This window comes from Streptomyces sp. NBC_00669 (assembly GCF_036226785.1).
GTDB lineage: Bacteria > Actinomycetota > Actinomycetes > Streptomycetales > Streptomycetaceae > Actinacidiphila.
Genome location: NZ_CP109018.1, coordinates 4,667,539 through 4,694,422, shown reverse-complemented (window position 1 = coordinate 4,694,422; position 26,884 = coordinate 4,667,539). Strand labels below are relative to the sequence as shown.

The 26,884-nt window shown below is 73.1% G+C and carries 24 protein-coding genes, 1 tRNA gene and 1 pseudogene; 21 read left to right on the top strand and 5 right to left on the bottom strand.

Annotated elements, in window-relative coordinates:
* The first annotated feature begins 180 nt into the window (after window positions 1-180).
* The 10 genes and pseudogenes from OG896_RS19495 to OG896_RS19450 all read left to right on the top strand — a co-directional run bounded on the left by OG896_RS19495 (window position 181) and on the right by OG896_RS19450 (window position 7,880).
* Entirely contained in the window at window positions 181-552 is a 372-nt protein-coding gene (locus OG896_RS19495) for a hypothetical protein (RefSeq protein WP_329367131.1), read from the top strand.
* Window positions 553-594: 42 nt separating this feature from the next.
* Entirely contained in the window at window positions 595-870 is a 276-nt protein-coding gene (locus OG896_RS19490) for a hypothetical protein (RefSeq protein WP_329367129.1), read from the top strand.
* Window positions 867-1,703 (top strand): annotated as a pseudogene (locus OG896_RS19485) (hypothetical protein); the annotation flags it as partial. The gene OG896_RS19490 and the pseudogene OG896_RS19485, both read left to right, overlap by 4 nt.
* Window positions 1,704-2,103: 400 nt before the next feature.
* Window positions 2,104-4,179, top strand: a complete 2,076-nt coding sequence (locus OG896_RS19480) for a cell division protein FtsK (protein WP_329367124.1) — start codon at window positions 2,104-2,106, stop codon at window positions 4,177-4,179.
* 452 nt (window positions 4,180-4,631) lie between these two features.
* Window positions 4,632-4,826 (top strand): hypothetical protein, encoded by a 195-nt coding sequence (locus tag OG896_RS19475; RefSeq protein ID WP_328467935.1) that lies wholly within the window; start codon window positions 4,632-4,634, stop codon window positions 4,824-4,826.
* Window positions 4,827-4,843: 17 nt separating this feature from the next.
* The gene (locus OG896_RS19470; RefSeq protein ID WP_329367121.1) at window positions 4,844-5,077 is read left to right on the top strand and encodes a hypothetical protein; all 234 of its coding nucleotides are present in this window, start codon (window positions 4,844-4,846) and stop codon (window positions 5,075-5,077) included.
* A 32-nt stretch (window positions 5,078-5,109) separates the two neighbouring features.
* Complete coding sequence (locus OG896_RS19465) at window positions 5,110-5,730, top strand: hypothetical protein (protein ID WP_329367119.1); 621 nt, start codon at window positions 5,110-5,112, stop codon at window positions 5,728-5,730.
* Between the two features lie 32 nt (window positions 5,731-5,762).
* Window positions 5,763-6,083, top strand: coding sequence for a DUF6303 family protein (locus tag OG896_RS19460; RefSeq protein ID WP_329367117.1), 321 nt, complete (start codon window positions 5,763-5,765; stop codon window positions 6,081-6,083).
* 166 nt (window positions 6,084-6,249) lie between these two features.
* Window positions 6,250-6,423, top strand: coding sequence for a helix-turn-helix transcriptional regulator (locus OG896_RS19455; RefSeq protein WP_329374144.1), 174 nt, complete (start codon window positions 6,250-6,252; stop codon window positions 6,421-6,423).
* Window positions 6,424-6,479: 56 nt separating this feature from the next.
* Complete coding sequence (locus tag OG896_RS19450) at window positions 6,480-7,880, top strand: tyrosine-type recombinase/integrase (RefSeq protein WP_329367115.1); 1,401 nt, start codon at window positions 6,480-6,482, stop codon at window positions 7,878-7,880.
* A gap of 164 nt (window positions 7,881-8,044) precedes the next feature.
* Here the strand turns inward: OG896_RS19450 and OG896_RS19445 are convergent.
* Window positions 8,045-8,131: transfer RNA gene (locus tag OG896_RS19445), tRNA-Ser, on the bottom strand.
* A gap of 70 nt (window positions 8,132-8,201) precedes the next feature.
* A complete protein-coding gene (locus OG896_RS19440; protein ID WP_329367113.1) occupies window positions 8,202-10,046 on the bottom strand; it encodes a S1C family serine protease in 1,845 nt (614 codons plus the stop codon).
* Between the two features lie 298 nt (window positions 10,047-10,344).
* On the opposite strand from OG896_RS19440, the gene OG896_RS19435 reads away from it, so the two are divergent.
* From OG896_RS19435 to OG896_RS19425, 3 genes are all read left to right on the top strand, one after another.
* Window positions 10,345-11,208 carry a glycerophosphodiester phosphodiesterase gene (locus tag OG896_RS19435; protein WP_329367111.1) on the top strand — a complete coding sequence of 288 codons (864 nt, stop codon included), beginning with the start codon at window positions 10,345-10,347 and terminating at the stop codon, window positions 11,206-11,208.
* Between the two features lie 346 nt (window positions 11,209-11,554).
* Window positions 11,555-12,274: an ATP-binding protein gene (locus OG896_RS19430; protein WP_443057259.1), complete on the top strand. Its 720-nt coding sequence runs from the start codon at window positions 11,555-11,557 to the stop codon at window positions 12,272-12,274.
* A gap of 350 nt (window positions 12,275-12,624) precedes the next feature.
* On the top strand, window positions 12,625-13,596 hold the full coding sequence (locus OG896_RS19425) for a DUF5926 family protein (RefSeq protein ID WP_329367107.1): 972 nt from the start codon (window positions 12,625-12,627) through the stop codon (window positions 13,594-13,596).
* Window positions 13,597-14,043: 447 nt separating this feature from the next.
* Here the strand turns inward: OG896_RS19425 and OG896_RS19420 are convergent, their stop codons facing one another.
* Window positions 14,044-14,289 (bottom strand): hypothetical protein, encoded by a 246-nt coding sequence (locus OG896_RS19420; RefSeq protein WP_329367105.1) that lies wholly within the window; start codon window positions 14,287-14,289, stop codon window positions 14,044-14,046.
* Window positions 14,290-14,390: 101 nt separating this feature from the next.
* Window positions 14,391-15,137, bottom strand: coding sequence for a bifunctional DNA primase/polymerase (locus tag OG896_RS19415; RefSeq protein WP_328466447.1), 747 nt, complete (start codon window positions 15,135-15,137; stop codon window positions 14,391-14,393).
* 586 nt (window positions 15,138-15,723) lie between these two features.
* On the opposite strand from OG896_RS19415, the gene OG896_RS19410 reads away from it, so the two are divergent.
* Window positions 15,724-17,298, top strand: coding sequence for a PP2C family protein-serine/threonine phosphatase (locus tag OG896_RS19410; RefSeq protein ID WP_329367102.1), 1,575 nt, complete (start codon window positions 15,724-15,726; stop codon window positions 17,296-17,298).
* A gap of 336 nt (window positions 17,299-17,634) precedes the next feature.
* Window positions 17,635-19,047: an aminopeptidase P family protein gene (locus OG896_RS19405; RefSeq protein ID WP_329374142.1), complete on the top strand. Its 1,413-nt coding sequence runs from the start codon at window positions 17,635-17,637 to the stop codon at window positions 19,045-19,047.
* A gap of 145 nt (window positions 19,048-19,192) precedes the next feature.
* Here OG896_RS19405 and OG896_RS19400 read toward each other — a convergent pair whose 3' ends face one another.
* Window positions 19,193-19,636: an ATP-binding protein gene (locus tag OG896_RS19400; RefSeq protein WP_329367100.1), complete on the bottom strand. Its 444-nt coding sequence runs from the start codon at window positions 19,634-19,636 to the stop codon at window positions 19,193-19,195.
* A gap of 369 nt (window positions 19,637-20,005) precedes the next feature.
* Here OG896_RS19400 and OG896_RS19395 point away from each other — a divergent pair, with 369 nt between their 5' ends.
* From OG896_RS19395 to efeB, 6 genes are all read left to right on the top strand, one after another.
* Window positions 20,006-20,878 (top strand): hypothetical protein, encoded by an 873-nt coding sequence (locus OG896_RS19395; protein ID WP_329367099.1) that lies wholly within the window; start codon window positions 20,006-20,008, stop codon window positions 20,876-20,878.
* Window positions 20,879-21,122: 244 nt separating this feature from the next.
* A complete protein-coding gene (locus tag OG896_RS19390; RefSeq protein WP_329367098.1) occupies window positions 21,123-21,956 on the top strand; it encodes a YcnI family copper-binding membrane protein in 834 nt (277 codons plus the stop codon).
* Window positions 21,957-22,044: 88 nt separating this feature from the next.
* Window positions 22,045-22,704, top strand: a complete 660-nt coding sequence (locus OG896_RS19385) for an SCO family protein (protein WP_329367096.1) — start codon at window positions 22,045-22,047, stop codon at window positions 22,702-22,704.
* A complete protein-coding gene (locus OG896_RS19380; protein WP_329367093.1) occupies window positions 22,701-23,258 on the top strand; it encodes a copper chaperone PCu(A)C in 558 nt (185 codons plus the stop codon). The genes OG896_RS19385 and OG896_RS19380 overlap by 4 nt, the downstream gene beginning before the upstream one ends.
* A 7-nt stretch (window positions 23,259-23,265) precedes the next feature.
* Window positions 23,266-25,428 (top strand): copper resistance protein CopC, encoded by a 2,163-nt coding sequence (locus tag OG896_RS19375; RefSeq protein WP_329367091.1) that lies wholly within the window; start codon window positions 23,266-23,268, stop codon window positions 25,426-25,428.
* Complete coding sequence (gene efeB / locus OG896_RS19370) at window positions 25,425-26,768, top strand: iron uptake transporter deferrochelatase/peroxidase subunit (protein ID WP_443057087.1); 1,344 nt, start codon at window positions 25,425-25,427, stop codon at window positions 26,766-26,768. The genes OG896_RS19375 and efeB overlap by 4 nt, the downstream gene beginning before the upstream one ends.
* The last annotated feature ends 116 nt before the right edge of the window (window positions 26,769-26,884 follow it).

Below are 26,884 nucleotides of genomic sequence, written 5' to 3'. Positions count from 1 at the left end.
GAGGGCCCGCGAAACGGTCCCGAAGTCAGCGCCCGCCCCTTGAGAACTCCACAGCGCGCACCTGATCGAACGAGTGCTTTTGATCCCGGCACGGCCGCCGCCCCTGAGCGGTCGGCGGTGCCGGAGGTCATGACCGCTCGTCCGTGATGAGCGGTCCCCACCACCCCAAGGAGGGACCCGATGCACCTCGCAATCGGCGACGTGGTCCGTGACCGCACCGACCAGGCCCTCGGCACGGTGGCCGGCCTCGCCAGCCACACCGACGGCCCCCTCGTCGCCTTCCAGGTCGCGTCCGACCTGCACCTCGCGGAGCCGGGCGACCTCGACCTCGTCGCCCGGGCGACCGTCCCCGCCACGCGCCGCCGGAACGCGGCGCGCATGGTCGGATACGTCCTCGCCGTGCTCTTCGCCTTTGTCGCCGGCCACTCGGCCCGTGAGGTCGGCACCGACTGGCTGCTGACCGCGCTGGCCGGAGTCGGAGGCTTCAGCGCCGCCACCACGGTCGTGCGTTGGTCGGCGCGCTTGGCGTCGCCGCGGCGGTTCCGCGTCTGAGCCGCTCCACGGCTCCCGATCCGTCTCAGAGCAGGAGCGTTCATGCGTACGTTCACCCGTCGCTGCGAGAGCGGCGGCGACTTCGACTTAGGAGAACTCCCGGGGTGCTTCCGGGACTTGTTCCGTGGGCCGCCGGACGCTGGCGAGTCGGCGGACGAACGGGCGGCCCGCCTGGCGGTTGCCCGTGACGTGCTGGCCGAGCTGCTGGACGAGGGCGAACACGATGACCTCGCCTTGCAGGACGCCTGGTACGCCGTACGACTCGGCGGCGCCGAGCTGCTGCGCGGTACCGCGGCCACGGTTCGGGAGGCGGCGTGAACGCTCTCACCGTCCTCACCCGCAACCCGGCAGCCGTCCTCGCCTTCGCCGCCGTCGCGGCCGGGGTCGGATGGCTCCTTGTCCGGCTACTCCGCCGAGGCACGCCGGCCGTCCGCGTCGCTGCCCTGGCGGCTGTCGGCTGCACGGCGTACAGCGCCGACACGTCGTGGCGGTTCGCCGCCGACTACCTCGACATGGCGGGTACGACCGAGCGCGCCGCCATGTTCGGAGCTGCCGAACTCGCCCTCTTCGCGACCGCGTTGCTGGCCCGGCAGAACCTGAACGGGCCGACCTCGGCTCCCGGCGTCCCCGGCGTCCTCGTCTGGGCGATCACGGGAGTGCAGATCATCCCCGCGTACGCCGAGTCCGGCCCGATCGGCGGCACCGTACGGGCCTTCGTCGGACCGGTGTTGGCGGCGCTGCTCTGGCATCTCGCGATGGGCATCGAACTACGACACCGCGCACCGGACGCGTCGTCCAACGGCTTCGGGGCCCTGCTCATACGGGAGTTGCGGGAACGTCTCCTCTCCCGGCTCGGGATCGCCGAACGGCACCGTGACGCCGCTCAGATCACCCGCGACCGGGCTACCGTACGAGCGGTGGCGCTGGCCGCCCGGCTCGCCGCTCTCGACCCCGCGCGACGAGAAAAGCGGCGCGGCCGGCGGATCGCGCGGCGGCTGTCCGTGGCCGTGGACAAGGCGTCTGTCGGGACGGACTCCGACCAGCGGGCAAAGCTGCTCGACCAACTCGCGGCCCGCCGCCACGCGGCCGGCCTCGCGACGGTCGCCCTTCAGTCGCCCTGGGCTCCGCAGCCAGACCCGGCCACCTCCGCGCTGGCCGGGCAGGTTCGCGACCAGATGGCGCACGCCACCGCGAATGTTCGCCGCTACCCCCGGACTCTGTTCACCGAACTCCCGCAGGTGAACAGCCGCCTCGACGACATCCGTTCTGCCGACCGTTCACCCGCCAAGCTCGGCACCTCCGAGGCGTTGGCGGCCATCGAGCGTGGCTGGACCGACGGTCTCACCGTCCGCGAAACGGCCCGCCGCGCCACCCGCGCCCCGAGCTACGTCCACAGTGTGTTCGTACGGCTCGACCGTGAACGCGGCCCGCGTCCGGTGAACGCCGAACGCTGAGGCCACTCGCCCGTGCCACCCCATCACCGGGGCCCGGCCGCTGCTTTGGCGGGTAGGGCCGAGCCCCGGCGTCCCTCCGCGCAGGAAGGAACCGCCAGTGAACCATGACCTCAACGACGACCCCGCGAAAGCGTCCTTAGCTCCACCAGACTCCGAGCTCCTGGTCGACAAGCTCAGCGACCGGCCCGGCCCCGGTCTCACCGATCGCATCCGTGGTGCGAAGCGCCGCCCCGTCGTCCCGCCGTGGGCCCGCTCGCGACGCGAACTCCGCGGCGCGGCACGGTGGGCGAGCGGGTACGTCGGCCACGTCAGCGCGTATCACGCGATCCGGGCGCCCTGGTACGCCGTCCGCCTCACCCTCCAAGCACCCCGCGGCGCCGCCCGGTTCGTCGGCGGCTCGCTGCGGTGGGTAGCCGACGCGGAAGGCGGTCCCCTGCGCCAAGCGGCGGCCACGCGCGAGGACGTCGAGGAGTACCTGAAGCTCTCGCGGCAGCGGGACCGCCGGGTGCGGTGGCGTACGGTCGTCGGCGCACTCGCGGCGATCTGCGGCACGGTGACCGCGCTGACGCTGTACGTACTCGGCCCGGCGTGGATGGTCGCCGCGTGTGGCGCGGCGCTCACTCTTGCACTCGGCCGACTCGGTCAGCCGGAGGACGCACCGATCATCCACAGGGCTGTGGAAATCCCGAAGGCGACCAAGCTCACCAGTGACGTCGTGCTGCGCGCCCTCGGCGCACTGGGCATTTCCGCGGTCAACCAGTCCCAGTCCAAGGGCGGTTCAGGCTTCGCCTTCACCGCACCCATCACGCGCGACGGCCCCGGATGGCTCGCCGAAGGAGACCTCCCCTACGGCGTCACCGTCGCCGATGTCCTCGACCGCCGCGAGAAGTTGGCGAGCGGGCTACGGCGCCCCCTCGGGTGCGTATGGCCGGAGGCCGTCCCGGACGAGCACACCGGGCGACTGCGGCTGTGGGTCGGCGACCAGGACATGTCCAGGACCAGACAGCCCAAGTGGCCTCTCCTGGAAGCGGGTTCGGTCGACCTGTTCAGGCCCCAGCCGTTCGCAACCGACCAGCGCGGACGTTGGGTGAGCCAGACGCTGATGTACGTCTCCGGGATCATCGGAGCCGTCCCGAGGATGGGCAAGACCTTCCTCCTGCGCCTGGTCCTGCTGATCGCCTGCCTGGACCTGCGCGCCGAGATCCACGCGTACGACCTCAAGGGCACCGGCGACCTGTCACCCCTGGCCCGCGTCGCCCACCGCTATCGGGCGGGCGAGGAAGAGGACGACATCGCCTACGCGCTCACCGACCTGCGGGAGATGCGCGCGGAGTTGAGGCGCCGAGCTCGCGTCATCCGCGAACTCCCGAAAGACCTCTGCCCGGAGTCGAAGGTCACTTCAACGCTCGCCGACCGAAAGTCCCTCGGCCTGCACCCGATCATCATCGGCGTGGACGAATGCCAGAAGTGGTTCGAACACCCTCAATACGGAGCCGAGTTCGAAGAGCACTGCACCGACCTCGTCAAGCGCGGGCCGGCCCTGGGCATCACGCTGCTCCTCGCCACTCAGCGCCCCGACTCCAAGTCGCTGCCGACCGCCATCTCCGCGAACGCCACGGTGCGGTGGTGCCTGAAGGTCATGGGCCAGATCGAGAACGACATGGTGCTCGGCACCGGCTCGTACAAGCGCGGCATCCGCGCCAACACCCTGGCTTGGGCAGACAAGGGCATCGCGTGGTTCGTCGGCGAAGGAGCCGACGCCCGCATCGTGCGCTGCGTCAAAGTCGACGCGCCCGCCGCCGACGCGTTGGCCCTGCGCGTCTACGAACTGCGGAAGCGGGCGGGGATGCTAACCGGGCAAGCCCTCGGCGAGGACACCGTAGCCGCGAGCGCAGCCTCGTACGACCTGCTGACCGACCTCGTCTCCGCGCTCCCGCCCGGCAAGGCGAAGGCGTGGAGCGAGGACATCGTCACCCGGCTCGCCGAACTCCGCCCCGAGGTCTACGGCCAGTGGACCCCGGAGCAACTAGCCGCCGCCGTCAAGCCGTACGGCCTCCGCACCGTGCAGGTGTGGGGCACCGCCGACGGCAAGGGCGCCAACCGCCGCGGACTGCGCCGCGAGGACGTGCTCAACGCCCTCGCCGAGCGAGACGGCGGGACCGCTGCCGCGTAGCTGCGCGTGGATGTGCGTGGCCGCCCCGGGGGTTGCCGGCCTAGCACCGCACCCCGCTAGGTCTAGCGCCCTCGCTAGCGCCCCACACCATCCCTGACCTGGCCGCTAGCTCCTAGCGGCCCACCTTCCGCACACCCTGATTCCGCCCTGGAAAGGGGTCTCTCATGCCTCCACTCGTCGCCGCTATAACCCTCGCCGTCCTCGCCGCCGCCTGCTACGCCGCGCTCTGCGCAGCCAGTCCGCTCGGCGTCTGCCGCAGGTGCGGAGGGTTCGGGTTCAAGGTGCGGCAGAACCGGCGCGGACGGATCGTCCGCGGCCGGGAGTGCCGACGCTGCCGCGGTTACGGACAGCGCGTTCGCGTCGGCCGCCACCTCTACAACGTCGCCACGCGGCTGCGCCGCGAAGGCACCCGCTGACCGCGGGAGCCGCCCGCACCCGAGAAAGGCACCCCGATGGCTTTCAGCATCTCCGCGCTCGTCCTGTTCGGCGCCCTGGTGGCCCTGCTCATCCGCTACCGCGCTCTCGGCGCCGGCGCCGCGATCGTCGCCCTGCTCTTCGGCTTCTACCTCGCTCGCAGCAGCGCCGCCCCTTCCGTCGACCAGATCATGTCCGCCCTCCGCGACGCCATCCCCGGCAACCACACGTGACCACAAGGGAGTTCACCATGTGCGTCCAGACCACCGCGCCCCGGCTCTCCCTGATGGCCGTCGGCGACCTCCGCGACGCCCTCACCGCCCTTGAACTCGGCCAGGGCCCCACCGCGATCACCGCGTTGATGTCCATCGACCCCGAGTCCTGGCAGGCCATCGAACACCGCCTCGCCGCCGTCGGCGGAGACCTCCGCCAACTCCTCGAACGCGCCGGACTGTCCACCACCCCGGCCGACCCGCTGGCCTGACGCCCCGCCCGACTCACCCAACGGAGGAACTCATGCCCGACACCACCCCGGAATGGCACCTCACACTCCTCGAAAGCGTGCACGCCCTCGGCGCCGCCTCCCGCGAACTGCGCGACGCCCACCAGCACGCCCGCCACACCGCCCGCACCACCGACCCGGCCCGCATCATCCCCGTCCCCGGCCTGCTCACCGTCCCGGGCAACGCCGAGCCCGTACGCCCCCACGACGAAGCCCTCTGGCAGCTCAGCGACCTCTACCTCGTCCTCGAACACCACACCCGCGACCTCTACGAGAACGCCGCCCTCGGCTACGCCCACGGCACCGCCACCGCCCTGGCCGCCGTCCTCCGCGCCGACCGCCCCCACCACGCCAAGCTGCCGCGCGACCGCAACGGCAACTACCCCGTCACCGCCGACGGCCTCCCCGACCTCGGCGACTCCCTCACCGTCCAGGCCGGCAGCCGCCACCTCGCCGACCTCCGCAAGCAGCTCATCGCGTGCGAGCAGGCGCAGGACAACGAAGAGGCCGACACCGAGACCGAGTTGTCGACCGCCCTCGCCGACACCGCCCACGCCTACGGCGAGCACGCCGAGCGCACCCTCCACCACCTCATCCGCTTCGCCGACGTCCACGGCTTCCTGCACGCGAGCTGAGCGCACCCGAACCTCACCGACGAAAGGAGCGCATGCCCGACACCCGCGCGATCCGCGCCCACATGATCCAGTCCTACGACGGCACCGAATGGCAGGTCTTCGTAGCGCTGCCGGACGAAGCCCGCTGGCCCACGGTCCCCTTCCCCCTCGCCGACGGCATCCCCACCCTCCGCGCCCGCACCACCGCCCTCGCCGACCTCGGCTACACCCTCCTCGACGGCGAACACACCTGGGACTGGATGGAAACCGTCTTCGAAGGCGACCCCGACGGCACCGTCTCCATCGTCGCCACCACCACCGTCGCCCCGACCCACCCCACCGACGACGCCGATAACGACGACGACGCCACCTGACTCAACCCGGAGCAGCGGCCAACCGGCCAAGGAAACCCGCTGCTCCGGCCTCCCACCCCGCAACAACTGCACAGGAGGTGCCCCCAGCATGCCCAAGCACCCGACCACTCATCCGCGCTCCGGCCGCGGTCCGGGCCATCCGAAGACGCCCGCGCGCCACCCGAGCCTGAAGCTCCCCGAAGTCCTGGTCGAGATCGGCATGTCCCGGTCCGCCTTCTACCGCATGCGCGCCCGTGGCAAGGCACCCAGGTGCGTACGGCTCCCCAACGGTCAGATTCGTGTGCGCCGCAGCGACCTCGACACGTGGTGGTCGACCAACTGCCAGGACCTGTCCGACTGAACCCAGATCCCGGGTGCGCGCCCCTCGGCGGGCGCGCACCCGCACGGAGGAACGTCATGCTGACCTATGACGTGCGGATCTGGAGCGTCCGGAGCCGCCCGAGCAAGAGTTCGCCCTTCCAATTACGGTGGCGCGTCGGCCCGCAGGTCCACTACGCGGTCTTCGCCAACGTCACCCTCGCCGACGGCCGACGCTCGGAGTTGATGTCCGCCGTCCGTCGCGGCGAGCAGTTCGACTCGGAGACGGGCCTGCCCGCGACCGAGCTTCGCGAGCGACGCTCGCCCACCTGGTACGAGCACGCGTGCGCGTACGCACTCATGAAGTGGCCGCGGGCCGCCGCCAAGCACCGTGTCGGCATCGCGGAGTCCCTGACGATCGTGACCCTCGTCCTCGTCTCCTCCGACAGGGCGATGCCGGATCGAGTGCTGCTCAGGCGCGCACTGCGCACGGGGGCCTTCCAGATGTGCCGCACCGAGGAAGGTGTGATCGCGCGCAAGGACGCCCACCCACTACCCGATGAAGAGTCGGAAGCCCTGGCCTGGATCGCCAGGAACTCCCTCAAGATGGCGGAGTTGGGCACCTCGGAGAGGATGCGCGCCGCGCTGACCGCGCTGTCGCTCAAACTCGACGGCACGGCCGCCGCCGACAACACGTTCCGGCGGAGGCGGACCACGTTCAACAACGCCCTGCGCTACGCCGTCGAACGTGACCTGCTCACGGTGAACCCGTTGTCGCGGATCGACTGGGAACCGCCCGACACCGATGACGAGGTCGACTTCCGGTACGTACCCGAACCGGATCTCGCCCTCAGCCTCATTCGGGCCGTCGGATCACAGGGCACTCGCGGAGACCACTTGGAAGCGTTTTTCGGGTGCCTCTACTACGCGGCGCTCCGCCCCTCAGAAGCCGCCGCGCTCGGCAGGAAAGCATGCATGCTCCCGGTGGAGGAGGACGAAGCCGCCTGGGGCGAACTCGTCCTCTCCGAGTCCCGGCCGGAAGTGGGGTCGGGCTGGACGGACGACGGACTGTCGTACGAGAAGCGTGGGCTCAAAAGGCGAGCGCGTAAGGCCACCAGATCCGTGCCGATTCCGCCGGTCCTGGTGCGCATGCTGCGTGAGCACATGAGGGTTCACGGCACGGCGGCCGATGGACGGCTCTTCCGCGCGGCCGGCGGCGGACGGGTCCGGTCCACCGAATACACGGAACTGTGGCAAGCGGCACGGAGAGAGGTTCTCTCGGCCGAGGAAGTGGAGGCGCCTTTGGCCGAAGTGCCCTACTGCCTCCGCCAGGCCGGAATCTCCCTGTGGATCAGGGCGGGAGCGGACCCGGTGGAGGCCGCACGGCGGGCCGGCCACAGCGTCGCCGTCCTCTTCCGCTTCTACGCGAAGATCCTCCGAGGCGTTCAGCACCGTACCAACGAGCTCATCAGCGAAGCCCTCGCCAACCAGCAGGGATAGCAGAGCGTAGCCCCACGCCACCTCTGCCGAACCTGACCACAGGCTGACCACACGCACTGGTCATCAGCGGGACACGAGCGGTCCGCGGCGGGACACCGGACAAGCCGAAGGGGCGCCCCAGAACCTGGGGCGCCCCTTCTGACCTGCTCGTACCACTACCTCTGCGGAGGCTGTGGGATTTGAACCCACGGTGACATCGCTGCCACGACGGTTTTCAAGACCGTTCCCTTCGGCCGCTCGGGCAAGCCTCCACGGGTGTCCCCGGGGGCGGGGGCGCCGTGGGGGACAGCGTATCGGGTCGTCGGGCGGGGGTGGGGTGGGTCAGCTGTTGCTGTCTCCGGTGCGGTGGCCGAGCGTGAGAGTGGTGGTGTGGGTGGAGCCGTCCCGGGTGTACGTCAGGGTGACCTGGTCGCCGGGCTCGTGCTGCCAGATCTCGCCGATCAGGGTCTCACCGCTGTCGACGAGGGTGTCGTCGAACTTGGTGATCACGTCGCCGGGCTTGAGGCCCGCCTTCTGGCCGGGGCCGTTGGGGGTGATCGCGGAGTTGGAATCCGTGGAGATCTGAGCGCCGTCGCCGTCGTACTGGGTGTTGAGGGTGACCCCGATGACGGGGTAGACCGGCTGGCCGGTCTTGATCAGCTGAGTGGCGACCCGCTTGGCCTGGTTGATCGGGATGGCGAAGCCGAGGCCGACACTGCCGCCCTGGCTGCCGGGGGACGAGGTGCCGCCCGGCTGGATGGCGGAGTTGATGCCGATGACGGCGCCGTTGGCGTTGAGCAGGGGGCCGCCAGAGTTGCCCGGGTTGATGGAGGCGTCGGTCTGGATGGCGCTCATGTAGGAGGCGCTGCTGCCCTCGCCGTCGCTGGAGGCGACCGGGCGGTGGACGGCGGAGACGATGCCGGTGGTGACGGTGCCGGACAGGCCGTAGGGCGCGCCGACCGCGATGGTGGCGTCGCCGACGGCGGCGTTGTCGGAGTTGCCGAGCGGGAGCGGGGTGAGCTTGACGGCGCCCGGGTTCTTCAGCTTGATGACGGCGACGTCGTACCCCTGGGCGCGGCCGACGATCGAGGCGTCGTAGGTCTTGCCGTTGGAGAAGGTGACGGTGAGCTTGCCGCTGTCGGCGCCCGGGGCGACCACGTGGTTGTTGGTGAGGATGTGGCCCTGCTTGTCGAAGACGAAGCCGGTGCCGGTGTCGCTCTCCTGGCTGTTCTGCGCCTTGATGGTGACGACGCTGGGCAGCGTCTTGCTGGCGATGCCGGCCACCGAGGTGGGGGCGCGGTTGAGCGCCTTGCTGCTGCTGGCGGCGGAGATGGTGGTGGAGCCGGAGTCGTCGTTGTGCTTGGCGGCGTAGTAGCCGATGCCGCCGCCGACCCCGCCGGCCACCAGAGCGGCGACCAGGACCGCGGCGACCATGCTGCCGATGCGGCGCTTGCCACGCCCGTCGCCGGACGGCGAGCCGGGAGGCATCGGGGTGCCCCACACCGGGCCGCCGGGGGCGCCGGGGCCGCCCGCGCCGGGCTGCGGAGTGGCGTACGAGGGGGTGGACGGCACCGCGTACGGGTCGTGCACCGGATTGGGCTGCTGGGCACCGGGCTCCTGGCCACCCTGGTGCTCAGGCCCCTGCGGACCGGGCTGACCCGGCTGCCCGGGCTGGCCGCCCTGCGCAGCGCCGTACGCCGGCGCGGCAGCGCCGTAAGCGGGCGCCGGAGCGGCCGGCGGCTGCGGGTACTGCGGCTGAGGCGGCTGCGGCTGGTGCTGAGGTGCCTGCGCCTGCGGGGCCTGGGGTGCGTGCGGGCCCTGCGGTGCCTGAGGCGCCTCGTACGACGGCGCACCCGTCTTCGGTGCGTCGTACGGCGACGGGGCCTGGCCGCCACCGGCCAGCGCGCTCGGCGGCGGGCCGTACGGCGACGGCGGACCGACCGGCGGGGGCGCCTGCGTGGGCACCGCCTCGGGGGCGGGTCCAGTGGAGGAGGAGGCGTCGGGGCTCGCGGCCCGGCCCGGCTCGACGTCCGCCTCCTGTGCCTGCGACGGCACCTGGTCGGCGGGGGCCGGGGCGGCGGGCGGCGCGGAGGGGGCCGGCGGAACGTGGGCAGCCGGGGCACCGTCGGGCGCGGCCGCCGACTCCGCAGCCGGTACGGACGACCCGGCCTCGTTCTCGGTGCTCACAGCATTTCTCCTCAGGGTCATGACGAACGACAGAAGACAAGGGGACGGATCACGTCGTGCCCATAGCATTTCCTACGGCGTGTCGGACCGCCGTAAGGGGTAGCTGTGCGCCATGCGCGGGTCCGCCGCACGGAGCCCGCGGCCTGCGGTACGGAGCCTGCGACCCGCCGTACGGCATCCGCCCTACGGCACTGGCGAGCCCGCCGTACGGAGCCCGCACCCGGACCCGTACGCCTGGCGGCGCGGCCGGCCGCCGTACGGTGCGTGGCCGCCGGCCGCACGGTGGCACCATGGCCCGGTGACGTTTGCGCGCGTGGCCCCGGAGCCGTACCCGGAGGGACGGCCGGTCCAGGTCGTCGCCCACCGGGGCGCCTCCGAGGACGTACCAGAACATACGCTCGCCGCGTACCGGAAGGCTATCGAGGACGGTGCGGACGCGCTCGAATGCGACGTCCGGCTGACCGCCGACGGCGAGCTGGTGTGCGTGCACGACTGGCGGGTGAACCGCACGTCCAACGGCCGCGGCGCCGTGTCGTCGATGGAGCTGGCCGACCTCGCGGCGCTCGACTTCGGCTCCTGGAAGGGCCAGAACGCCGACCACGAGGCGCCGGAGCGGTTCGCCCAGGACCGGCTCGGCACCGGCCCGGACGACCCGGGCGAGCGCAGCCGGGTGCTGACCCTCCAGCGGCTGCTGGAACTGGTCGCCGACACCGACCGCAGGGTCGAGCTGGCCATCGAGACGAAGCACCCGACCCGCTGGGCCGGACAGGTGGAAGAACGGCTGCTGGAGCTGCTGGGCAGGTTCGGCCTGGACCGCCCGGCGCCCGGCGCGCCCTCCCAGGTGCGGGTGATGAGTTTCTCCGCCCGCTCGCTGCGCCGGGTCCGCCTCGCCTCGCCCGCCCTGCCGACGGTCTACCTGATGCAGTACGTCTCCCCGCGGCACCGCGACGGGCGGCTGCCGGCGGGCGTGGGCACCGCAGGGCCGAGCATGCGGATCGTCCGCGCCAACCCCGGCTACGTGGCGCGCCTGCACCGCGCCGGCCACCAGGTACACGTCTGGACCGTGGACCGCCCCGAGGACGTCGAGCTGTGCGCGCGGCTGGGCGTCGACGCGATCATCACCAACCGCCCGCGCAGGGTGCTGGCCCAGCTCGGCCGCTGACCGCCCGGCGGCGGCCGAGCCGACCCCCGCGGCCCCCGCAGCCCCCGCGGCCCCGGCTGACGCCCCACCCCCGGCCACGGCTCCGCGCGGGCCTGCGGCCGTCTCCTCCACCGTCACCGCCACCACCGCCTTCGCCGTGTCGCAGGCGGGGCTTCCGCCGCCGCCGCACGCGAGGCGCACGCCTCACGGGCTGAATCGTTACGCCACGCGCCGGATCGTGCGTTGGGCATGGACGTGTTCCATATCAGCCGTCAGTGTGCCGTAAAAGATCGCGCTTGGCCTGTTTCCGCTCGAGTGCCAAGGGGCATCCACCCTGTGGCGTGGGGTGAACAAGGAGGTCTCGGGGGTGTCGTTGATGGTGGCGCAAGAGGTGCCGACGTCCACGACCATGGCCCTGCCCCATGGTCCGACGGGCGTCGCGGACGCCAGACGCAGACTGCGTGCCGACCTGTACGCGCGAGGAGTGCCGGACCCGGTCGTGGACGACGCGGTCCTGATCCTCTCGGAGCTCATCAGCAACTCCTGCCGGCACGCCCGTCCGCTGGACGACATCGGACTCGACGGCTCCGACGGGATCGCCGGGATCGCGGATGCCGGCGGGATCGGTGTCAACGGAATCAGCGGGTTCGGCGGCGACCCGCGGACACCGGAGAGCCGGGTGGGCGCGCAGACGCCCGCACACCATCCGGTCCGCGCCGCCCACACCGACCGTGCGGACCGCGCGGACACCCCCGAGCAGCGCAGCGGCATACGAGCGGCCTGGTCGGTGGACGCCGGCGGCGTCCTCGTCCTGGAGGTCACCGACGGCGGCGGCCCGACCCGGCCGCGCCCGTCGAGCCCCTCGCTGACCGCACACGGCGGCCGCGGCCTGGGCATCGTCGGCAGCCTCGCCCTGCGCTGGGGCGTGCGCGACGCGCCGGGCGAGGTGACGGTCTGGGCGCTGCTGCCGGTCCGCGGCAGGCACGCCCGCCGCGACGACTCGATGGGCACCGGCATCGGCCTCCCCCTGGGCGTCCCCCTCGGCCTTCCGCTCGACCTCGCCGAGTCCCTGGACGACCTGGGATAGCCGAAGGTTCGGTGGCCGGTCCGGTGGTCTGTTTGGTGACCGGTCCGGGGGTCTGTTCCGTGGCCGGTCCGGGGGTCTGTTCCGTGGCCGGTCCAGTGGCCGGCCCACGCACGGTCCGGTGGCCGGTTCCCTCCTCCCGCCGGCCGTACGGCTACCGACTCCCTCCCGCCGACCCGCTCGTACGAGGCACGCGAGGTCGTCCGGGTTCGTACGGCCTCGCGGGCACGCGTGCCGAACGGAGCATGCCCGTGCGCGGCGCGAGGTCCGTTGCGGCCGGGGCGGGGCCCGGCGACCGCTAGGCTCGCAGGCCGGAAGAACGCCGTACCGGGAGAGGCCGGGAGACACCGAGCATGGCCAAGAAGCGCGCGACCGCCACCAAGTCCAGGAACCAGCAGGCGGCGGCAGGCGATGCCGTTCCTGTCGTCGGCGCGCGCGAACCGTGCCCGTGCGGTTCGGGGCGGCGGTACAAGGCGTGCCACGGCCGGGAGGCGGCGCACGCCGTCACCGAGCTGGTCCGCCGTCCGTTCGAGGGCCTGCCGGGGGAGTGCGACTGGGTGGCGCTGCGCGAGCTGGTGCCGGCCGCGACCGTGCCGCTCACCCTCAAGGGCGAACTGCCCGCGGGCGTGCCGTCGGTGACCCTCGGCACCGTGCTGCCGATGGCCTGGCCGGCGCTGCGCCGCGACACCGGCGCTGTGCTGCTCGGCCTGCAGAACGACGCGTCGAGCGGCGACATCAGCCGCGACCTGGCGGACACCCTGACCCGCGCGCTCGACGCGGCGCCCGGCAACCCGGTGGAGGGCCGCCGTCCCGCACCGGACGGACCGCGGTTGCAGGACCTGCTCGACCTGTCCGTGCCGTTCGAGCCCGAGGTGCACAGCGGCTTCGAGTTCTGGCTGGAGGACGCGAACGCGGCCGGCGGCGAGGTGGCCGCGTCGCTGGAGCGGGCGAACCAGGCGGCGATCCCCACGGTCCGGCTGACGGGCGTGGACGCCGCGTACTGGTGCGAGACGCCGGAGAAGAACCACCTGCGCTGGGTCATGCCGCACCCGGAGGAGGGCCTGCTCGACGCGCTCGCGCGGCTGCACGCCGCCGGAGCCTCCGGGCTCGGCGAGGGCACCCGGCTGGTCGGGTCCTTCCGGGCGCACGGTCTGATGGTGCCGGTGTGGGACCTGCCGGTCGGCACGTCCGCGGAAGAGGTGGAGAAGCCCGCCGCGGCCTTCGAGGAGCGGCTGACCGAGACGCTGGCCCGTACCGGTCCGCTGACCGCGGAGGAGCGCAGGGCGCGCAGCGGCTTCACCAACCGTCAGATCACGCTGAGCTGACGGCCGTCGGCGGTCGGCGGCCACCCCGCAGGCCGCCGCCGGCCGCTGCCGGCCGGCCCTGACCGACGCCGGCCGCCGAACACCGGGCGAACGAGGTCGAACGCGCGTCCGCCGCAAGGGTCCCGACCAAGCGGTCGTTCAGTGATTCCGATCACAACTGCCTTGGAAACACCGGGTCATGGGGCAGCTCCCCCGAACGGGGAATTTGCTAACAGCCGAAGTCTTGTTACCGTTTGAGCAGCCCGGTCGCTGGTGCATCCCCCGTCGCCAGCGACCGGGCGTTTCCATGCCCCGACCGATCCGCATCGACGCAATCCGTTGTGGCGCCGCTTCCCGGGTACTGATCCCGTCGCGCGCGGCCCGGGCTCGGTCATCGCACACACCGTCACCAAACCGGTCGTACACGTCATACCGGTCGTCATCGCCCTACCGGCCGCGGCGAGCGCCTCAGTCGTCGTCCGACGACGGGTGGGCGTGCGCGGTGCTGTGGCCGGCGTTGCCCCGGTGGGGGACACCGTGGTCGGAGCCGGCGGTGGCCACCGCGAGAGCCAGTACGGCGGCGAGCGCGGCCGCGCTCGCCGCGGCGACCTTGCGCAGCCCGTCCGCCCGAGCCCCGTCCTGGTCGTGCTCCCGGTCCTGAGACCGGGAGCGCCCCCGCTGGTCCGAAGCGTCCGACGGCTGCTGTGACTTCAAAGGGCTCACCTGCACTCGACATCAGGGGTCCGGGCGAACATAACGCTCGCAATCCACCGGTGGTTCCGGCGACACCCGGCTTGTACCCCGTCAGAGGACCTTCAGTAGCGCAGTCGGTCCCCGTCGGGGGCGGTGCGCCCGGCACGGACCAGGGCGTCGACGAGGGTGTCGATCCGCGGCAGCCACGGCGTCCGCTCGGCGTTCCTGACCGCCTTGACGGCGTCGACCATCCGGGCGGCCCTGACGGCGGCGACCGGGACGATGGGCACGACCGGCTGGCGTACCCACTTCAGCGGGCCCGGCTGGCCGCCGGCCGGCGGCAGCGCCACGTACCCGCCGTCGCCGTGGTAGCGCAGCGAGGTCGGCACCCAGTCCTGGCTGTCGAGGAGTTCGCCCAACTCGGCGAGGGAGTAAGGGGCGACGAGAAAGACATAGCGGGTCGGAGTGGCCACGACCGGGCCGAGCCGGCAGCCCAGCGACTCCATCGCCTCCAGGGCGCGCGCTCCCGCGACCGCGGGAAGGCTCGCCGCCGAGACGCGGTCGCCGGTGGCCAGCACCACGGGCGCGTCCGGCCGGCGGGTCCACCACCAGCGGACCATGCGCGGGTCACGGGTCGCGGCGAGGAGTCCGGGCTCGACCGGGTGGACTCCGGGCACCGGACAGTTGGGGCGCCCGCAGCCACAGGCCGGGGCACCGGCCGGGCGCCGCGCACCCGGCCCGTCGACTCCCACGCCGGGGACCACGCGCCACTGCCACCGCTCGGCGTAAGTCAGCGCCGCGTCCAGATACGCGGTCCGCTCCTTCCGCCGAAGAGAGATCTTGCGTCGCCTTCCGAGGATCTCGCGCATCAGCGCTCGTTCCTTTCCGTTAACGCCCAGGGATCTGCCCACTGCACAACGTAACTGTCGAGCACACCGCATTTGAGGCAGCACATCGCACTGCCAGCCGAGCGTGGAACGTGGCGGAGGGTGGCGCGCAACCGGCGCTCTTGGACTCGCACTGAACTCACTGCGCCCTGGTCGCGGGCCATATGTCATGGTCCGCGTCGGACGCCGCACCCCTCGCCACTCGGGGTTGGGTCGGCCGTCAACTGTATACGTACTACGACGCTTGAGCCGGACTTCGGGTTCCTACCCACCACCCGCGAAATGACGCGCTGTTGGCTGGCCCCAGTCGATCGTGCGCATACACCGGGGGTGGCGCTTTTCGGCCAACATCGCGGAAACAGGGCCGTCCGGGGCACGCTGCCGACACCACTCCGTGTACCGGGACAATCCTGGACATGCCCACGATCGTGCGTGTAGAAGTGGGGTCTTGACAGCAGCGCAGCACGACATGGGGGTTTGCGATGCTATTCATGCAGATGCGCCGCGCATTGCGGACGAAAAGCACCGATTGCCCCGCTCACCGGCAACCGGCCGGAAGTATCCGGCCATGAGCCCCGCACCCGTCAGAAAAGTGGCCGGAAGCGATCCGTCCACTCCCGTCCAGGCGGACACTGACGCCCCTGTCCCCGCTCCCCCCGCGCCCGGTACGGCCACAGCCGCCACGATCGCCACCGCGGCCGGTTCCGCACCACCCGTCGCCCCTGTCCCGGTGCCGCCCTCGCCGGCCTCCGCCCCGCGCGTGATGCCGCCCCGCGGCACCCCCGACCACTCCCTCGCCGTCCAGGACCGGCTCGCCGCCTGGGTGTGCGACCTGTCCCTGCTGCACGAACTGACCGAGCGGCTGGCCCGTACCGCCGCGCTCGACGACGCCCTGCACGAGGTGCTGCGGGCGGGCGCCACGCTGGTCGGCGCCCGGCGCGGGCTGATCGCCCTGGACCCGGCGGACCGGCTCGGCCCGGCGACGAGCGTCGGCCTGGGTCTCGGGCGCAGCGACCTCGGCACCCTGGAGACGGTTCCGCTCGACGCCGAGTCCGCCGAGGCGGTCCTCCCCGACCTGCTGCACGGCCCCGGTCCGACCACCCGGCACCGCGAGGTCGCCGCCCAGCTCGGCCTGGCCGCGAGCTACGCGGTGCCGCTGGTCGCGGAGGCCGCCGCCGACAGCGGCACCGGCGCGGGCGACGGGGCCGAACACGCCGCCGGCCACCCCACCGGACCCCGCACCGGCCCCCGCACCAGATTCCCCACCGACCACCCCGCCGGCCGCCTCGGCACCGCCGTCTGGTTCTACGACGAACCCGCCGAGCCCACCGACCGCCAGCGCCGCCTCGTCAGCCTCTACCTCCGCTTCGCCGTCGAGCACGTGGCCCGCTGCCTGACCCTGGGCCGGGCCCGCGCCGCGGCCCGCGCGCTGTCCGAGGAACTGCTGCCGGCCCGACTGCCGCAGGTGCCCGGTCTGCGGATGGCCGTACGCCACACCACCGGCCCGCGCGGCGGCGGCGACTGGTACGACGCCCTGCCGCTGCCCGAAGGCGCGCTCGGGCTCGCCGTCGGCGGGGTGACGGGCTCAGGGCCTGGCGCGGTCGCCGCGATGGGCCGGCTGCGCGCGTCCCTGCGGGCGTACGCCGTGATGGAGGGCGAGGACCCGGTCGCGGTGCTGTCCGACCTCGAACTGCTGATGCGGCTGACCGAGCCGGCCCGTTCGGCCACCGCGCTCTTCGCGTACGCCACCGCGCTGCCGGGCGGCGGCCGCAAGCTGACCATGGCCGGCGCCGGGCACTGCCCGCCGCTGGTGGTCGGCGACCGGCGCTGCGAGTACGTGGAGACCTCGCTCTCCGCGCCGCTGAACATGCTGAGCTGCTGGGAGGCGCCCTGCGCCGAACTGGCCGTCCGGCCCGGCGAGAGCCTGCTGCTGTACACCGACGGGCTGCTGCACCGCACCGGGGAGCCGGCGGACCGGGCGCTGTCCCGGCTGCACTCAGCCGCGCAGACCGCGCCCAGGAGCGTACGGGCGGACCCGGAGGAGCTGGCCGACCACGTGCTGCGCACGCTCTTCCCCGACGGGCGGGACCGGGCCGACCACATCGAGGACCTGGTACTGCTCGCCGTGCGCTTCGACGACTGACGGCGGCCCGCCGGCAGACCTGTTCCGTCCCCCGCGCCCACCCCGCCCTTCCCACTCCGACCGTTCCGTCCCGTTCATACGATTCATACCGCCACCATGTGACTCTTCTTCCACTTCCGCCCCTTCTCCCCTTCTCGCCCCCGGTTATCCACAGGCGCCCCGACCGGTCGCCGTCCCGCGCCCATACGATGGACGAACGGTTCATTCTTGAGGAGGCAGGACGTGGCGAAGGCCGAGGACAGGCAGGACACGGCGGGGGGCCGGCAGGAGGAAGCGCTCGATGCGCAGGAGTCCGCCGAGGCGGGCGAGGCCGGGTCCGACGGGCAGGACCGCCCGATCAAGCAGCGCAAGAACGGGCTGTATCCCGCGGTGTCCGACGAGCTGACCGCGGTCATGAAGTCCGGCTGGGCCGACACCGAGCGGAGCGGCCTGGAGCCGATACCGCAAGCGCCGTACGCCGCGGCCCGCCGTGCCGCGCTGTCCGCCCGCTTCCCGGGCGAGCGGATCGTGGTGCCCGCCGGGAACCTGCGCACCCGCGCCAACGACACGGAGTACCCCTTCCGTGCCTCGACTGAGTACGTGCACCTCACCGGCGACCAGACCCAGGACGCCGTCCTCGTCCTCGAACCGATCGCCGAGGGCGGCCACGCCGCGACCGCGTACCTGCTGCCGCGCTCCGACCGGGAGAACGGCGAGTTCTGGCTGGACGGCCAGGGCGAGCTGTGGGTCGGCCGGCGCAACAGCCTGACCGAGGGCGAGCAGCTGCTCGGGCTGCCGTGCAAGGACGTCCGCACGGTCGCCGACGTGCTGCGCGAGGCCACCGGCCCGGTCCGCGTGGTGCGCGGCTACGACGCCGGGGTCGAAGCGGCCCTCACCGACAAGGTCACCGCCGAGCGGGACACGGAGCTGAAGGTCTTCCTGTCGGAACTCCGCCTGATCAAGGACGAGTTCGAGATCGGCGAGCTCCAGAAGGCGTGCGACTCCACCGCCCGCGGCTTCGAGGACGTGGTGAAGGTCCTCGACCGCGCGCAGGCCACCTCCGAGCGGTACATCGAGGGCACCTTCTTCCTGCGCGCCCGCGTCGAGGGCAACGACATCGGCTACGGCTCGATCTGCGCCGCCGGCCCGCACGCCACCACCCTGCACTGGGTGCGCAACGACGGCCCGGTCCGGGCCGGCGAACTGCTGCTGCTCGACGCCGGCGTGGAGACCCACTCCCTCTACACCGCCGATGTCACCCGCACCCTCCCGATCGACGGCCGGTTCTCGCCGCTGCAGAAGAAGATCTACGACGCGGTCCACGACGCGCAGCAGGCCGGCATCGACGCGGTCAAGCCCGGCGCGGCCTACCGCGACTTCCACGAGGCGGCGCAGCGCGTGCTCGCCGAGCGGCTGGTCGAGTGGGGCCTGCTGGAGGGGCCGGTGGAGCGGGTGCTCGAACTCGCCCTGCAGCGGCGCTGGACGCTGCACGGCACCGGGCACATGCTCGGCCTGGACGTGCACGACTGCGCCCAGGCACGTACCGAGACATACGTGGACTGCACGCTGGAGCCGGGCATGGTGCTCACCGTGGAGCCCGGGCTGTACTTCCAGGCGGACGACCTGACGGTGCCGGAGGAGTACCGCGGCATCGGGGTGCGGATCGAGGACGACATCCTCGTCACCGAGAGCGGCAACCGGAACCTGTCGGCGGGACTGCCGCGCCGCTCGGACGAGGTCGAGGAGTGGATGGCCGGGCTGAAGGGCTGACCGGTCATGGGCCGGCCCGCCCCGCGCATGAGCGGGGTGGGCCGGACGCAGGGGGCCCGACGCTGCGGGCCGGACGCAGGGGGCCCGACGCTTCGGGCCGAGCGCTGTGGGACAGGCGCTGTGGGACGGATGCTTCGGCGACGGGTCAGGACGCCTTGAGCAGGGCGTCCTCCCGCCACTTGAGCATCTTGTCGAACGCCACGACCGTGCCGTGCCCCGGGCGGTCGTGGAACTGCACATGGTCGACGAGGGCTTCGATCAGGAACAGTCCGCGGCCGTGCTCGGCCTGCTGGCCCCGCAAGGTCAGCGCCCGGGCCGGCAGGCGGAAGTGGTCGTGGGGCAGGCCCGGCCCGGAGTCGGCGACCTCGATACGGCAGCAGTCGCCGTCGATCTGGGCGGTGACGCTGTAGCCCGTGGCAGAACCGGCGTGTTCCACGGCGTTCGCACACGCCTCGGAGAGGGCCACCGAGAGATCGAAGGAGATGTCGGGATCGACCCCGGCCGTCTCCATGGTCCCCAGCAGCAGTCTCCTGGCCAGCGGAACGCTCGCAGCCTCGCGCCGCAAATGGAGTGACCACCAGATGCTCATGCTCCAGCCTCCTGGCTGCGGCTCGACATACGGTTACGTATTGCCGCGAAAGCCCGGGCGTAAGCGTGATGTTGACGTGATGCCGCTCATTCGGCGGATGCGGGAGCCGCACGCGGCGGTGTAGGGGGCGCGGCTGTCAAGACCGCCGGCGCCGACGGGCGCCGCCGCGGACGACCCGGGCAACGGCCGTACGGCGTACCGGATCGCCCCGCCGGTGGCGTCCCGAGCAGGGTCCGCGGCGGGTCGTCGACAGGGCGTCGGCGGGTCATCGGCGGCGTGCCGACAGCGTCCCGGCGCGGTCCCGGCGGGCGGGCGGCGGCAAGGGCGCCGTAGGCGGGCGAACCGGGCAGTGAGATGATGACCGCCGTCATGGCTGCGCCTTCCTCCGTCTCCTGCCGACCCGCGCCCACCGTGCGCGCGGGCGCCGGGATGCGACTGCTGCGGACCGCGGTGTTCACCGCGGTCTGCGTGCTGCTCGCCGCGATCGGGCACGCCATGGCATCGGGTCGTGCGGTTCCGGTCGGCTCCCTGGCGCTCGGCTGGCTCGCGGCCTTCGCGGTCGTCGCGCCGCTGGCGGGCCGGGAGCGCGGCCTGCCGGGCATCACCGCGCTGCTCGCCGTCGGACAACTCGCCCTGCACACGGTGTTCAGCACCGGGCAGATGTGCGCCTCCGTCACCGGCTCCTCCCGGAGCGGCTCCACGAACGAGCTGATCGCCGTCGCCGCCCGCCTGGTGTGCGGCGGCGGTGGCAGCAGCTCCGCGCTCTCCCCGGGGGCCGCGCGGCAGATCGTGCTGCGGGCCGGGATCGACCCCGCCGCGGTCGGCGGCACCACGCAGCCGCGGGACGTGCTGATGCCGGGGATGTCGACGCTCGCCGGCTCCTCCGGCGCGCACGGCGCCCACGCGTCGCTGCCCTGCATGCTGCTGTCGATGTTCTCCGGTCCCATGCTGCTCGGCCACCTGCTGGCCGCCGTGGTCGCCGGGTTGCTGCTGCGCCGCGGTGAGGCCGCGCTGTGGCGGCTGGTCCGGCTGTCGGTGCGCGGCGCCGCGGGGCTGACCTCGCTGGCGCCGTCCGCGCTGCGCCGGGCCTGCGTCCTGCTGGCGGCGCTCGCCGCCGCCGTGCCCTGCGCCCGCCGCCCGATACGGGGCGCCATGTGGTCGGCGCCGGCCCGGCACCGTACCGTCTGGCTGCGGCACTGCCTGGCCAGGCGCGGTCCTCCGGTGGTCGCACTGGCGGCCTGACGCGGCGTCGGCTCCCCACCGGGAGCGCCGACGGACGCGCGGGTCGCCCGGCCGCCCTCCCACCAGCACCCCTCGTACCCCTGACGGTCCCCCGCATCACACGCCCGTACGCGCACGCGTACGGCCGGGGTCCCCGGTACGGGTACGCGTGCGGGTCCGGGGCGGGCTGCCCGCGTCCCCCCGCGCACATTGCCGTGCGCGGTCCACCGTCAGCGCACCACTTCATCGTGGAGATACCCCTGCCATGAGCAGTTCCCGTATGCGCGGCCGTGCCGCAACCGTCGCCGCGCTCGCCGGCTCCGCCGTCCTGCTGGCCGCCGTACCCGCCTTCGCCCATGTCACCGTGCAGCCGGGCTCGGCCGCCAAGGGCAGCTACAGCACCGTCGCGTTCAAGGTGCCGTGCGAGGAGGACAACGCCTCCACCGTCAAGCTGGAGGTGAACCTCCCGACCGACCACCCGATCGCCTCGGTGTCGATCCAGCCCGTGCCGGGCTGGACGGCGAAGGTCACCACGGCCAAGCTGACCACCCCGCTGAAGACCGACGACGGCACCGTCACCTCGGCCGTCACCAAGATCACCTGGACCGGCGGCAAGATCGAGCCGGGGCAGTTCCAGCAGTTCCCGGTCTCCTTCGGGCCGTTGCCGGACAACGCCGACTCGCTGTCGTTCAAGGCGCTCCAGACCTACAGCGACGGCAACGTGGTGCGGTGGATCGAGATCCCGCAGGCCGGGCAGCCCGAGCCGCAGAACCCGGCACCGACCCTGAAGCTCACCGCGGCGGGCAGCGACTCCGGCGCCGCTCCCGCCACGACCGGCAGCCCCGCGGCCGCCCCGCCGGCCGGCGGCAAGGGCGCGGCGACCACCACCGCGTCGGCGAGCAGCAGCGACGACACCGCTCGCGCCCTGGGCATGGCCGGGATCGTGGTCGGCGTGATCGGCGTCGGCTTCGGCGTGTACGGCGGCCGGCGGCGTACGCCCGCGACCGGCGCCGGGGTACCTGGTGCCTCGTCCGCGGGTTCCTCGTCCACGGGTGCCGCGGGCGGCGCCTCCGACGGCCCCTCCGCGCCCTCGGCCTGACCGGCCTCCGCCGGGCGGTCGCGGTGCGCGCACCATAGGACCGCGGCCGCCCGGCCCCTTCGAGCACTCGCGAACAGGAACTTCTCTCATGCGCACCACCGTCAAACTCGGCGCAGTCGCCGTGACCGCGTCGGCCGCTCTCCTGCTCACCGCGTGCGGGGGTTCGTCGTCCGGCAGCGGTTCGAACGCCGCCGCGGTCGTGTCGACCCATGCCTCGCAGGGACCGGGCGTCGCCCTGGACTCGCCGTTCGCCAAGCCCTCCCTGGTGCTGACCGACAACCACGGCAAGTCGTTCGACCTGGTCAAGCAGACCGCCGGGCATCCCGTGCTGCTCTACTTCGGCTACACGCACTGCCCCGACGTGTGCCCGACCACCATGAGCGACATCGCGCTGGCCAAGTCGAAGCTGTCCCCGGCCGATCAGGCCAAGCTCCAGGTGGTCTTCGTCACCTCCGACCCCGACCGCGACACCCCGGCCCGGCTGAACGCCTGGCTCGGCGCGATCGACAAGAGCTTCATCGGCCTGACCGGCAAGTTCAGCACGATCCAGGCCGCCGCCCGCTCGCTCGGCGTCGGCATCGACCCGCCGGTGAAGGAGAAGGACGGCAGCATCACCGTCACCCACGGCGCCGAGGTGCTGGGCTTCTGGCCCAAGGACAACAAGGCGCACGTGGTGTACATGTCCGGTACCACCGCGGACCAGTACACGCGCGAGCTGCCGAAGATCATCAGGAGTGAGAAGTCGTGACCGCGACCAGGTCCGCCGGGCGGCGCACCCGGGCCGGCGCGGCCGCGCTGGTGGCCCTCGCCGCAGTGGCGACCGGCGGCACCATCGCGCTCACCGGCTGCTCGTCCTCGGCGGGTTCGCCGGGCTCCACGGGTTCCGCGGACGCCTCCGCCGCCGCGGCCGGCGCCAGGTCCGCGAGCCCCGCCGAACTCGCGGTGACCGGTGGGTACATACCGCAGCCGCTGCTGACCGACATGGCCGCCGCGTACTTCACCGTCACCAACACCGGCGGCACCGCGGCCCAACTCACCTCCGTGACCAGCGCTCTGGCCGCGCACGCCACCCTGCACCGCACCGCCGGCGACACCATGCAGCAGGTGATGTCCCTGCCCGTGCCGGCCGGCGGCAAGCTCACGCTGAGCACCGGCGGCAACCACGTGATGCTGGAGGACCTCACCCACAAGCCGGCGGTGGGCGACAAGGTGACGCTCACCCTGCACTTCGCGCACGCCACCCCGGCGACGGTGACCGTCACCGTGCCGGTGCGTCCGACGACGTACCACCCAGGAGGCTGAACAGCCGATGGACACACGGTCGTACGTACGGCAACCGGGCGCCCGGCCAACCGGGTCGCGGTGGCGTCGGGTCGGGACGCGTCCGCTCGCGGCGCGGGCGGCCTGGTCCTGGCCGCGGCGCGCGGCGGCGCTGCTCGTGGGGCTCGGCGCGCTGGTCGGGCTGCTGCTCGGCACGGCGGTGCCCGCCTCGGCGCACGCCGCCCTGATCCGTACCGACCCGGCCGACGGGTCGGTGGTCAAGACGGCGCCGCAGCGGGTGGTGCTCACCTACTCCGAGGGCGTGCTGCTGTCCGACGACTCGCTGCGGGTGCTCGACCCGCACGGCACCGACGTCGCCGTCGGCACCCCGGGCCACGCCCAGGGCAAGGACTCCGGCGCCACCTCGACCGTCGCCCTCAAACCGGGCCTGGGCGACGGCACCTACACCGTGGCCTGGCGGGCGATCTCCCAGGACAGCCACCCCGTCGCCGGCGCCTTCACCTTCTCCATCGGCGCCCCCTCCAGGACGGACGTCGACCTGTCCGGCGTCGCGGCACGCGGCGGCGGCGCGGCCGGCACGCTGTACGGCGTCGGCCGCTACGTCGCGTACGCCGGCTTCGCGCTGCTGGTCGGCGCCTCGGTGTTCCTCTCGGTGTGCTGGCCGCGCGGCGCGCTGCTGCGCCCGCTCCAGCGGATCGCGGCGACCGGCTGGGTGGCGATGGCCGCCTCCACCATCGCGTTGCTGCTGCTGCGCGGGCCGTACGTCAACGGCAAGGGGCTCGGGCAGGCGCTCGACCTCGGGGTGATGCGCGACCAGCTCCAGACCAGACCCGGGGCGGCGCTGCTGTCCCGGCTGCTGCTGCTCGCGGCCGCCGCGGTGTTCCTGGCGGTGCTGTTCGGGTCGTACGCCAGACGGGAGGACCCGGAGGAACGCGCGGACCTCGCCTGGGGGCTGGGCATCGGCGGCACCGTGATCGCGGTCGGCATCGCGGCGACCTGGGCGATGGCCGAGCACGCCTCGGTGGGTATCCAGCACCAGGTCGCGATGCCGGTCGACGTGGTCCACCTGCTGTCCATGGCGGTCTGGCTGGGCGGTCTGATCACCTTGCTGACCGCGCTGTGGGCGCCCTCGGTCGCGAGCCGCCCGATCGAGGCGTACGCGGTGCGCCGCTTCTCGCTGGTCGGGCTCACCGCGATCACGCTGCTGGTCGGCACCGGCGTCTACCAGGCGTGGCGGCAGATGGGCAGTTGGCGGGCCTTCACCGACACCTCCTACGGGCGGACGCTGCTGATCAAGATCGGGCTGGTGTGCGCGCTGGTGGCCATCGCCTGGTTCTCCCGGCGCTGGACCGCGCGGCTCGGGCAGGCACCGGCCACGGCTTCGGCTTCGGCTTCGGGCTCCGCTTCGGCGTCGGCTTCGACCACGGCTTCCGCTTCCGCGGCGGCCACGGCCTCGGCCGGCACCGTGGTGGCGCAGGGCGTACGCGAGCCGGTGGCGGCGGCCACGGACCGTACGGACGGGACCGCCGCGACCGCGGACGCCAAGGCGGGTGCGGCGTCCGGAAGCGGCGGCGCGGGTGGGGCCGACAACGCCCGGGCCGCGCAACTGCGCCGGCAGCAGGCCGCCCGTAGCGCGGCGCGGGCCAGGAAGGTCCTGGACGCCGACCCCTTCCGCGGCGCGCTGCGCCGCTCGGTACTGGCCGAGGCGGCGGTGGCCGTGGTGCTGCTGGGGGTGACCACGATCCTGTCCGGCTCCCAGCCGGGGCGGGCCGCGGAGGAGCAGAAGGCCCTGGCACCCGCACCGTCCGCGTCCTCGGGCACGGGCACCGCGCCCTCGGGGCAGGGCCGGATCGCGGTCACGGTGCCGTACGACACCGGCGGCCCGAAGGGGAAGGGCACCGCGGAGGTCACGGTGACCCCCGGGCGGGCCGCGACCCCCAACCAGGTGCAGTTGGTGATCAACGGCGCGGCCGGCACCCCGGTCGACGTGCCCGAGGTGCGGCTGGCGTTCACGCTGCCCGCACAGAACCTCGGCCCGATCCCGATCACGCTCACGCACGTGGGCACCGGCAAGTGGACGGCGAGCGCGGCGCAGTTGCCGCTGCCCGGCACCTGGCAGATGTCGGTCACCGTCCGCACCTCGGACATCGACGAGGTGACGGAGACGAAGAATGTGAAGGTCACGTCGTGAGTGCCACGAACAAGTCGGCGGGGCGCACCGCCGGACAGGCCGTCCGCAGGCCGGCCGAGCAGAACCCCGGGCAGGGCGCCGGGCAGGGCTCCGAGCAGGACGCGGCCCGGCCCGGGGTCAGCCGTCGGCGGCTGCTGGGCACCGCGGGCGCGGCCGGGGCGGCCGGGCTCGTGGTCGGCGGCGGTGCGGGCGCCGCCGTGGCGGCCGGCACCCGGGACGAGCCGACCGCGCTGACGACGGTCGGCTCGGCGCACATCCCGTTCGAGGGCACCCGGCAGGCCGGGATCGTGCAGCCCGCTCAGGCCCGCGGCCATCTGGCCGCCTTCGACCTGGTGACCGGCGCGGACCGCCGTGCGGCGGCCGCGCTGCTGCGGCGCTGGTCGGACGCGGTGCGGGAGATGACCGCGGCCGGTCGCCCCGCCACCCCCGCGGCGTACGACGACCAGGTCGCCGACGATGCGGGGCCGTCCTCGCTGACCGTCACCTTCGGGTTCGGGCGCAGCTTCTTCGGGCGGACCGGGCTGACGTCGAAGCTGCCGGCCGCGCTGGCGCCGCTGCCCGACTTCCCCTCGGACCGCCTCGACCCCAAGCGCAGCAACGGCGACCTGTGGGTGCAGATCGGCGCCGACGACGCACTGGTCGCCTTCCACGCGCTGCGGGTGCTGCAGAAGGCGGCGAGCGGCACCGCGACCGTGCGCTGGCAGATGAACGGGTTCAACCGCACCCCCGGTGTGACCGACCGGCCCCGCACCCCGCGCAACCTCATGGGGCAGATCGACGGCACCAACAACCCCAAGCCGTCCGACCCGGACTTCGACAAGCGGATCTTCGTGCCGGCGACCGGCTCTCCCGACTGGATGGCGGGCGGCTCGTACGCGGTCGTCCGGCGGATCAGGATGCTGCTGGACACCTGGGACCACCTGTCGGTGGCCGAGCAGGAGCGGGTGGTGGGGCGCCGCAAGTCCGACGGCGCACCGCTGTCCGGCGGCGTCGAGACCACACCGGTGCAGCTCGACAAGATCAACCCGGACCGGTCGCTGGCGATCGCGGGCGACGCCCACATCCGGCTGGCCGCCCCCGCGTCGAACAGCGGCGCGGCCATGCTGCGCCGCGCCTTCTCCTACCACGACGGCATCGGCACCGACGGCACCCCGGACGCCGGGCTGCTCTTCGTCGCCTGGCAGGCCGACCCGCTGACGGGCTTCGTGCCGGTCCAGCGCAAGCTCGACGGCGCCGACGGGCTGTCCCGCTTCCTGCGCCACGAGACGAGCGGGCTCTTCGCGGTGCCGGGCGGGGCGGGGAAGGGGGAGTACGTCGGCCAGCGCCTGCTGGAGAGCTGACGCGCCGGCGGACCGGCCCCGCAAGGCGGGAGGGCTGACGCGCGAGGGCCCGGCGCTGGGCGGTCGCGCGTCTCGTACGTTCGTGCGGGGCCTTGCGAACAAGCTTACGAGACGGA

Excerpts from the sequence above, each read along its gene's own strand:
- OG896_RS19495 (WP_329367131.1), top strand. The coding sequence starts at position 181 with ATGCACCTCGCAATCGGCGACGTGGTCCGTGACCGCACCGACCAGGCC.
- OG896_RS19490 (WP_329367129.1), top strand. The coding sequence starts at position 595 with ATGCGTACGTTCACCCGTCGCTGCGAGAGCGGCGGCGACTTCGACTTA.
- OG896_RS19475 (WP_328467935.1), top strand. The coding sequence starts at position 4,632 with ATGGCTTTCAGCATCTCCGCGCTCGTCCTGTTCGGCGCCCTGGTGGCC.
- OG896_RS19470 (WP_329367121.1), top strand. The coding sequence starts at position 4,844 with ATGTGCGTCCAGACCACCGCGCCCCGGCTCTCCCTGATGGCCGTCGGC.
- OG896_RS19465 (WP_329367119.1), top strand. The coding sequence starts at position 5,110 with ATGCCCGACACCACCCCGGAATGGCACCTCACACTCCTCGAAAGCGTG.
- OG896_RS19460 (WP_329367117.1), top strand. The coding sequence starts at position 5,763 with ATGCCCGACACCCGCGCGATCCGCGCCCACATGATCCAGTCCTACGAC.
- OG896_RS19450 (WP_329367115.1), top strand. The coding sequence starts at position 6,480 with ATGCTGACCTATGACGTGCGGATCTGGAGCGTCCGGAGCCGCCCGAGC.
- OG896_RS19425 (WP_329367107.1), top strand. The coding sequence starts at position 12,625 with ATGGCCAAGAAGCGCGCGACCGCCACCAAGTCCAGGAACCAGCAGGCG.
- OG896_RS19415 (WP_328466447.1), bottom strand. The coding sequence starts at position 15,137 with ATGCGCGAGATCCTCGGAAGGCGACGCAAGATCTCTCTTCGGCGGAAG.
- OG896_RS19410 (WP_329367102.1), top strand. The coding sequence starts at position 15,724 with ATGAGCCCCGCACCCGTCAGAAAAGTGGCCGGAAGCGATCCGTCCACT.
- OG896_RS19400 (WP_329367100.1), bottom strand. The coding sequence starts at position 19,636 with ATGAGCATCTGGTGGTCACTCCATTTGCGGCGCGAGGCTGCGAGCGTT.
- OG896_RS19395 (WP_329367099.1), top strand. The coding sequence starts at position 20,006 with ATGGCTGCGCCTTCCTCCGTCTCCTGCCGACCCGCGCCCACCGTGCGC.
- OG896_RS19390 (WP_329367098.1), top strand. The coding sequence starts at position 21,123 with ATGAGCAGTTCCCGTATGCGCGGCCGTGCCGCAACCGTCGCCGCGCTC.
- OG896_RS19385 (WP_329367096.1), top strand. The coding sequence starts at position 22,045 with ATGCGCACCACCGTCAAACTCGGCGCAGTCGCCGTGACCGCGTCGGCC.
- OG896_RS19375 (WP_329367091.1), top strand. The coding sequence starts at position 23,266 with ATGGACACACGGTCGTACGTACGGCAACCGGGCGCCCGGCCAACCGGG.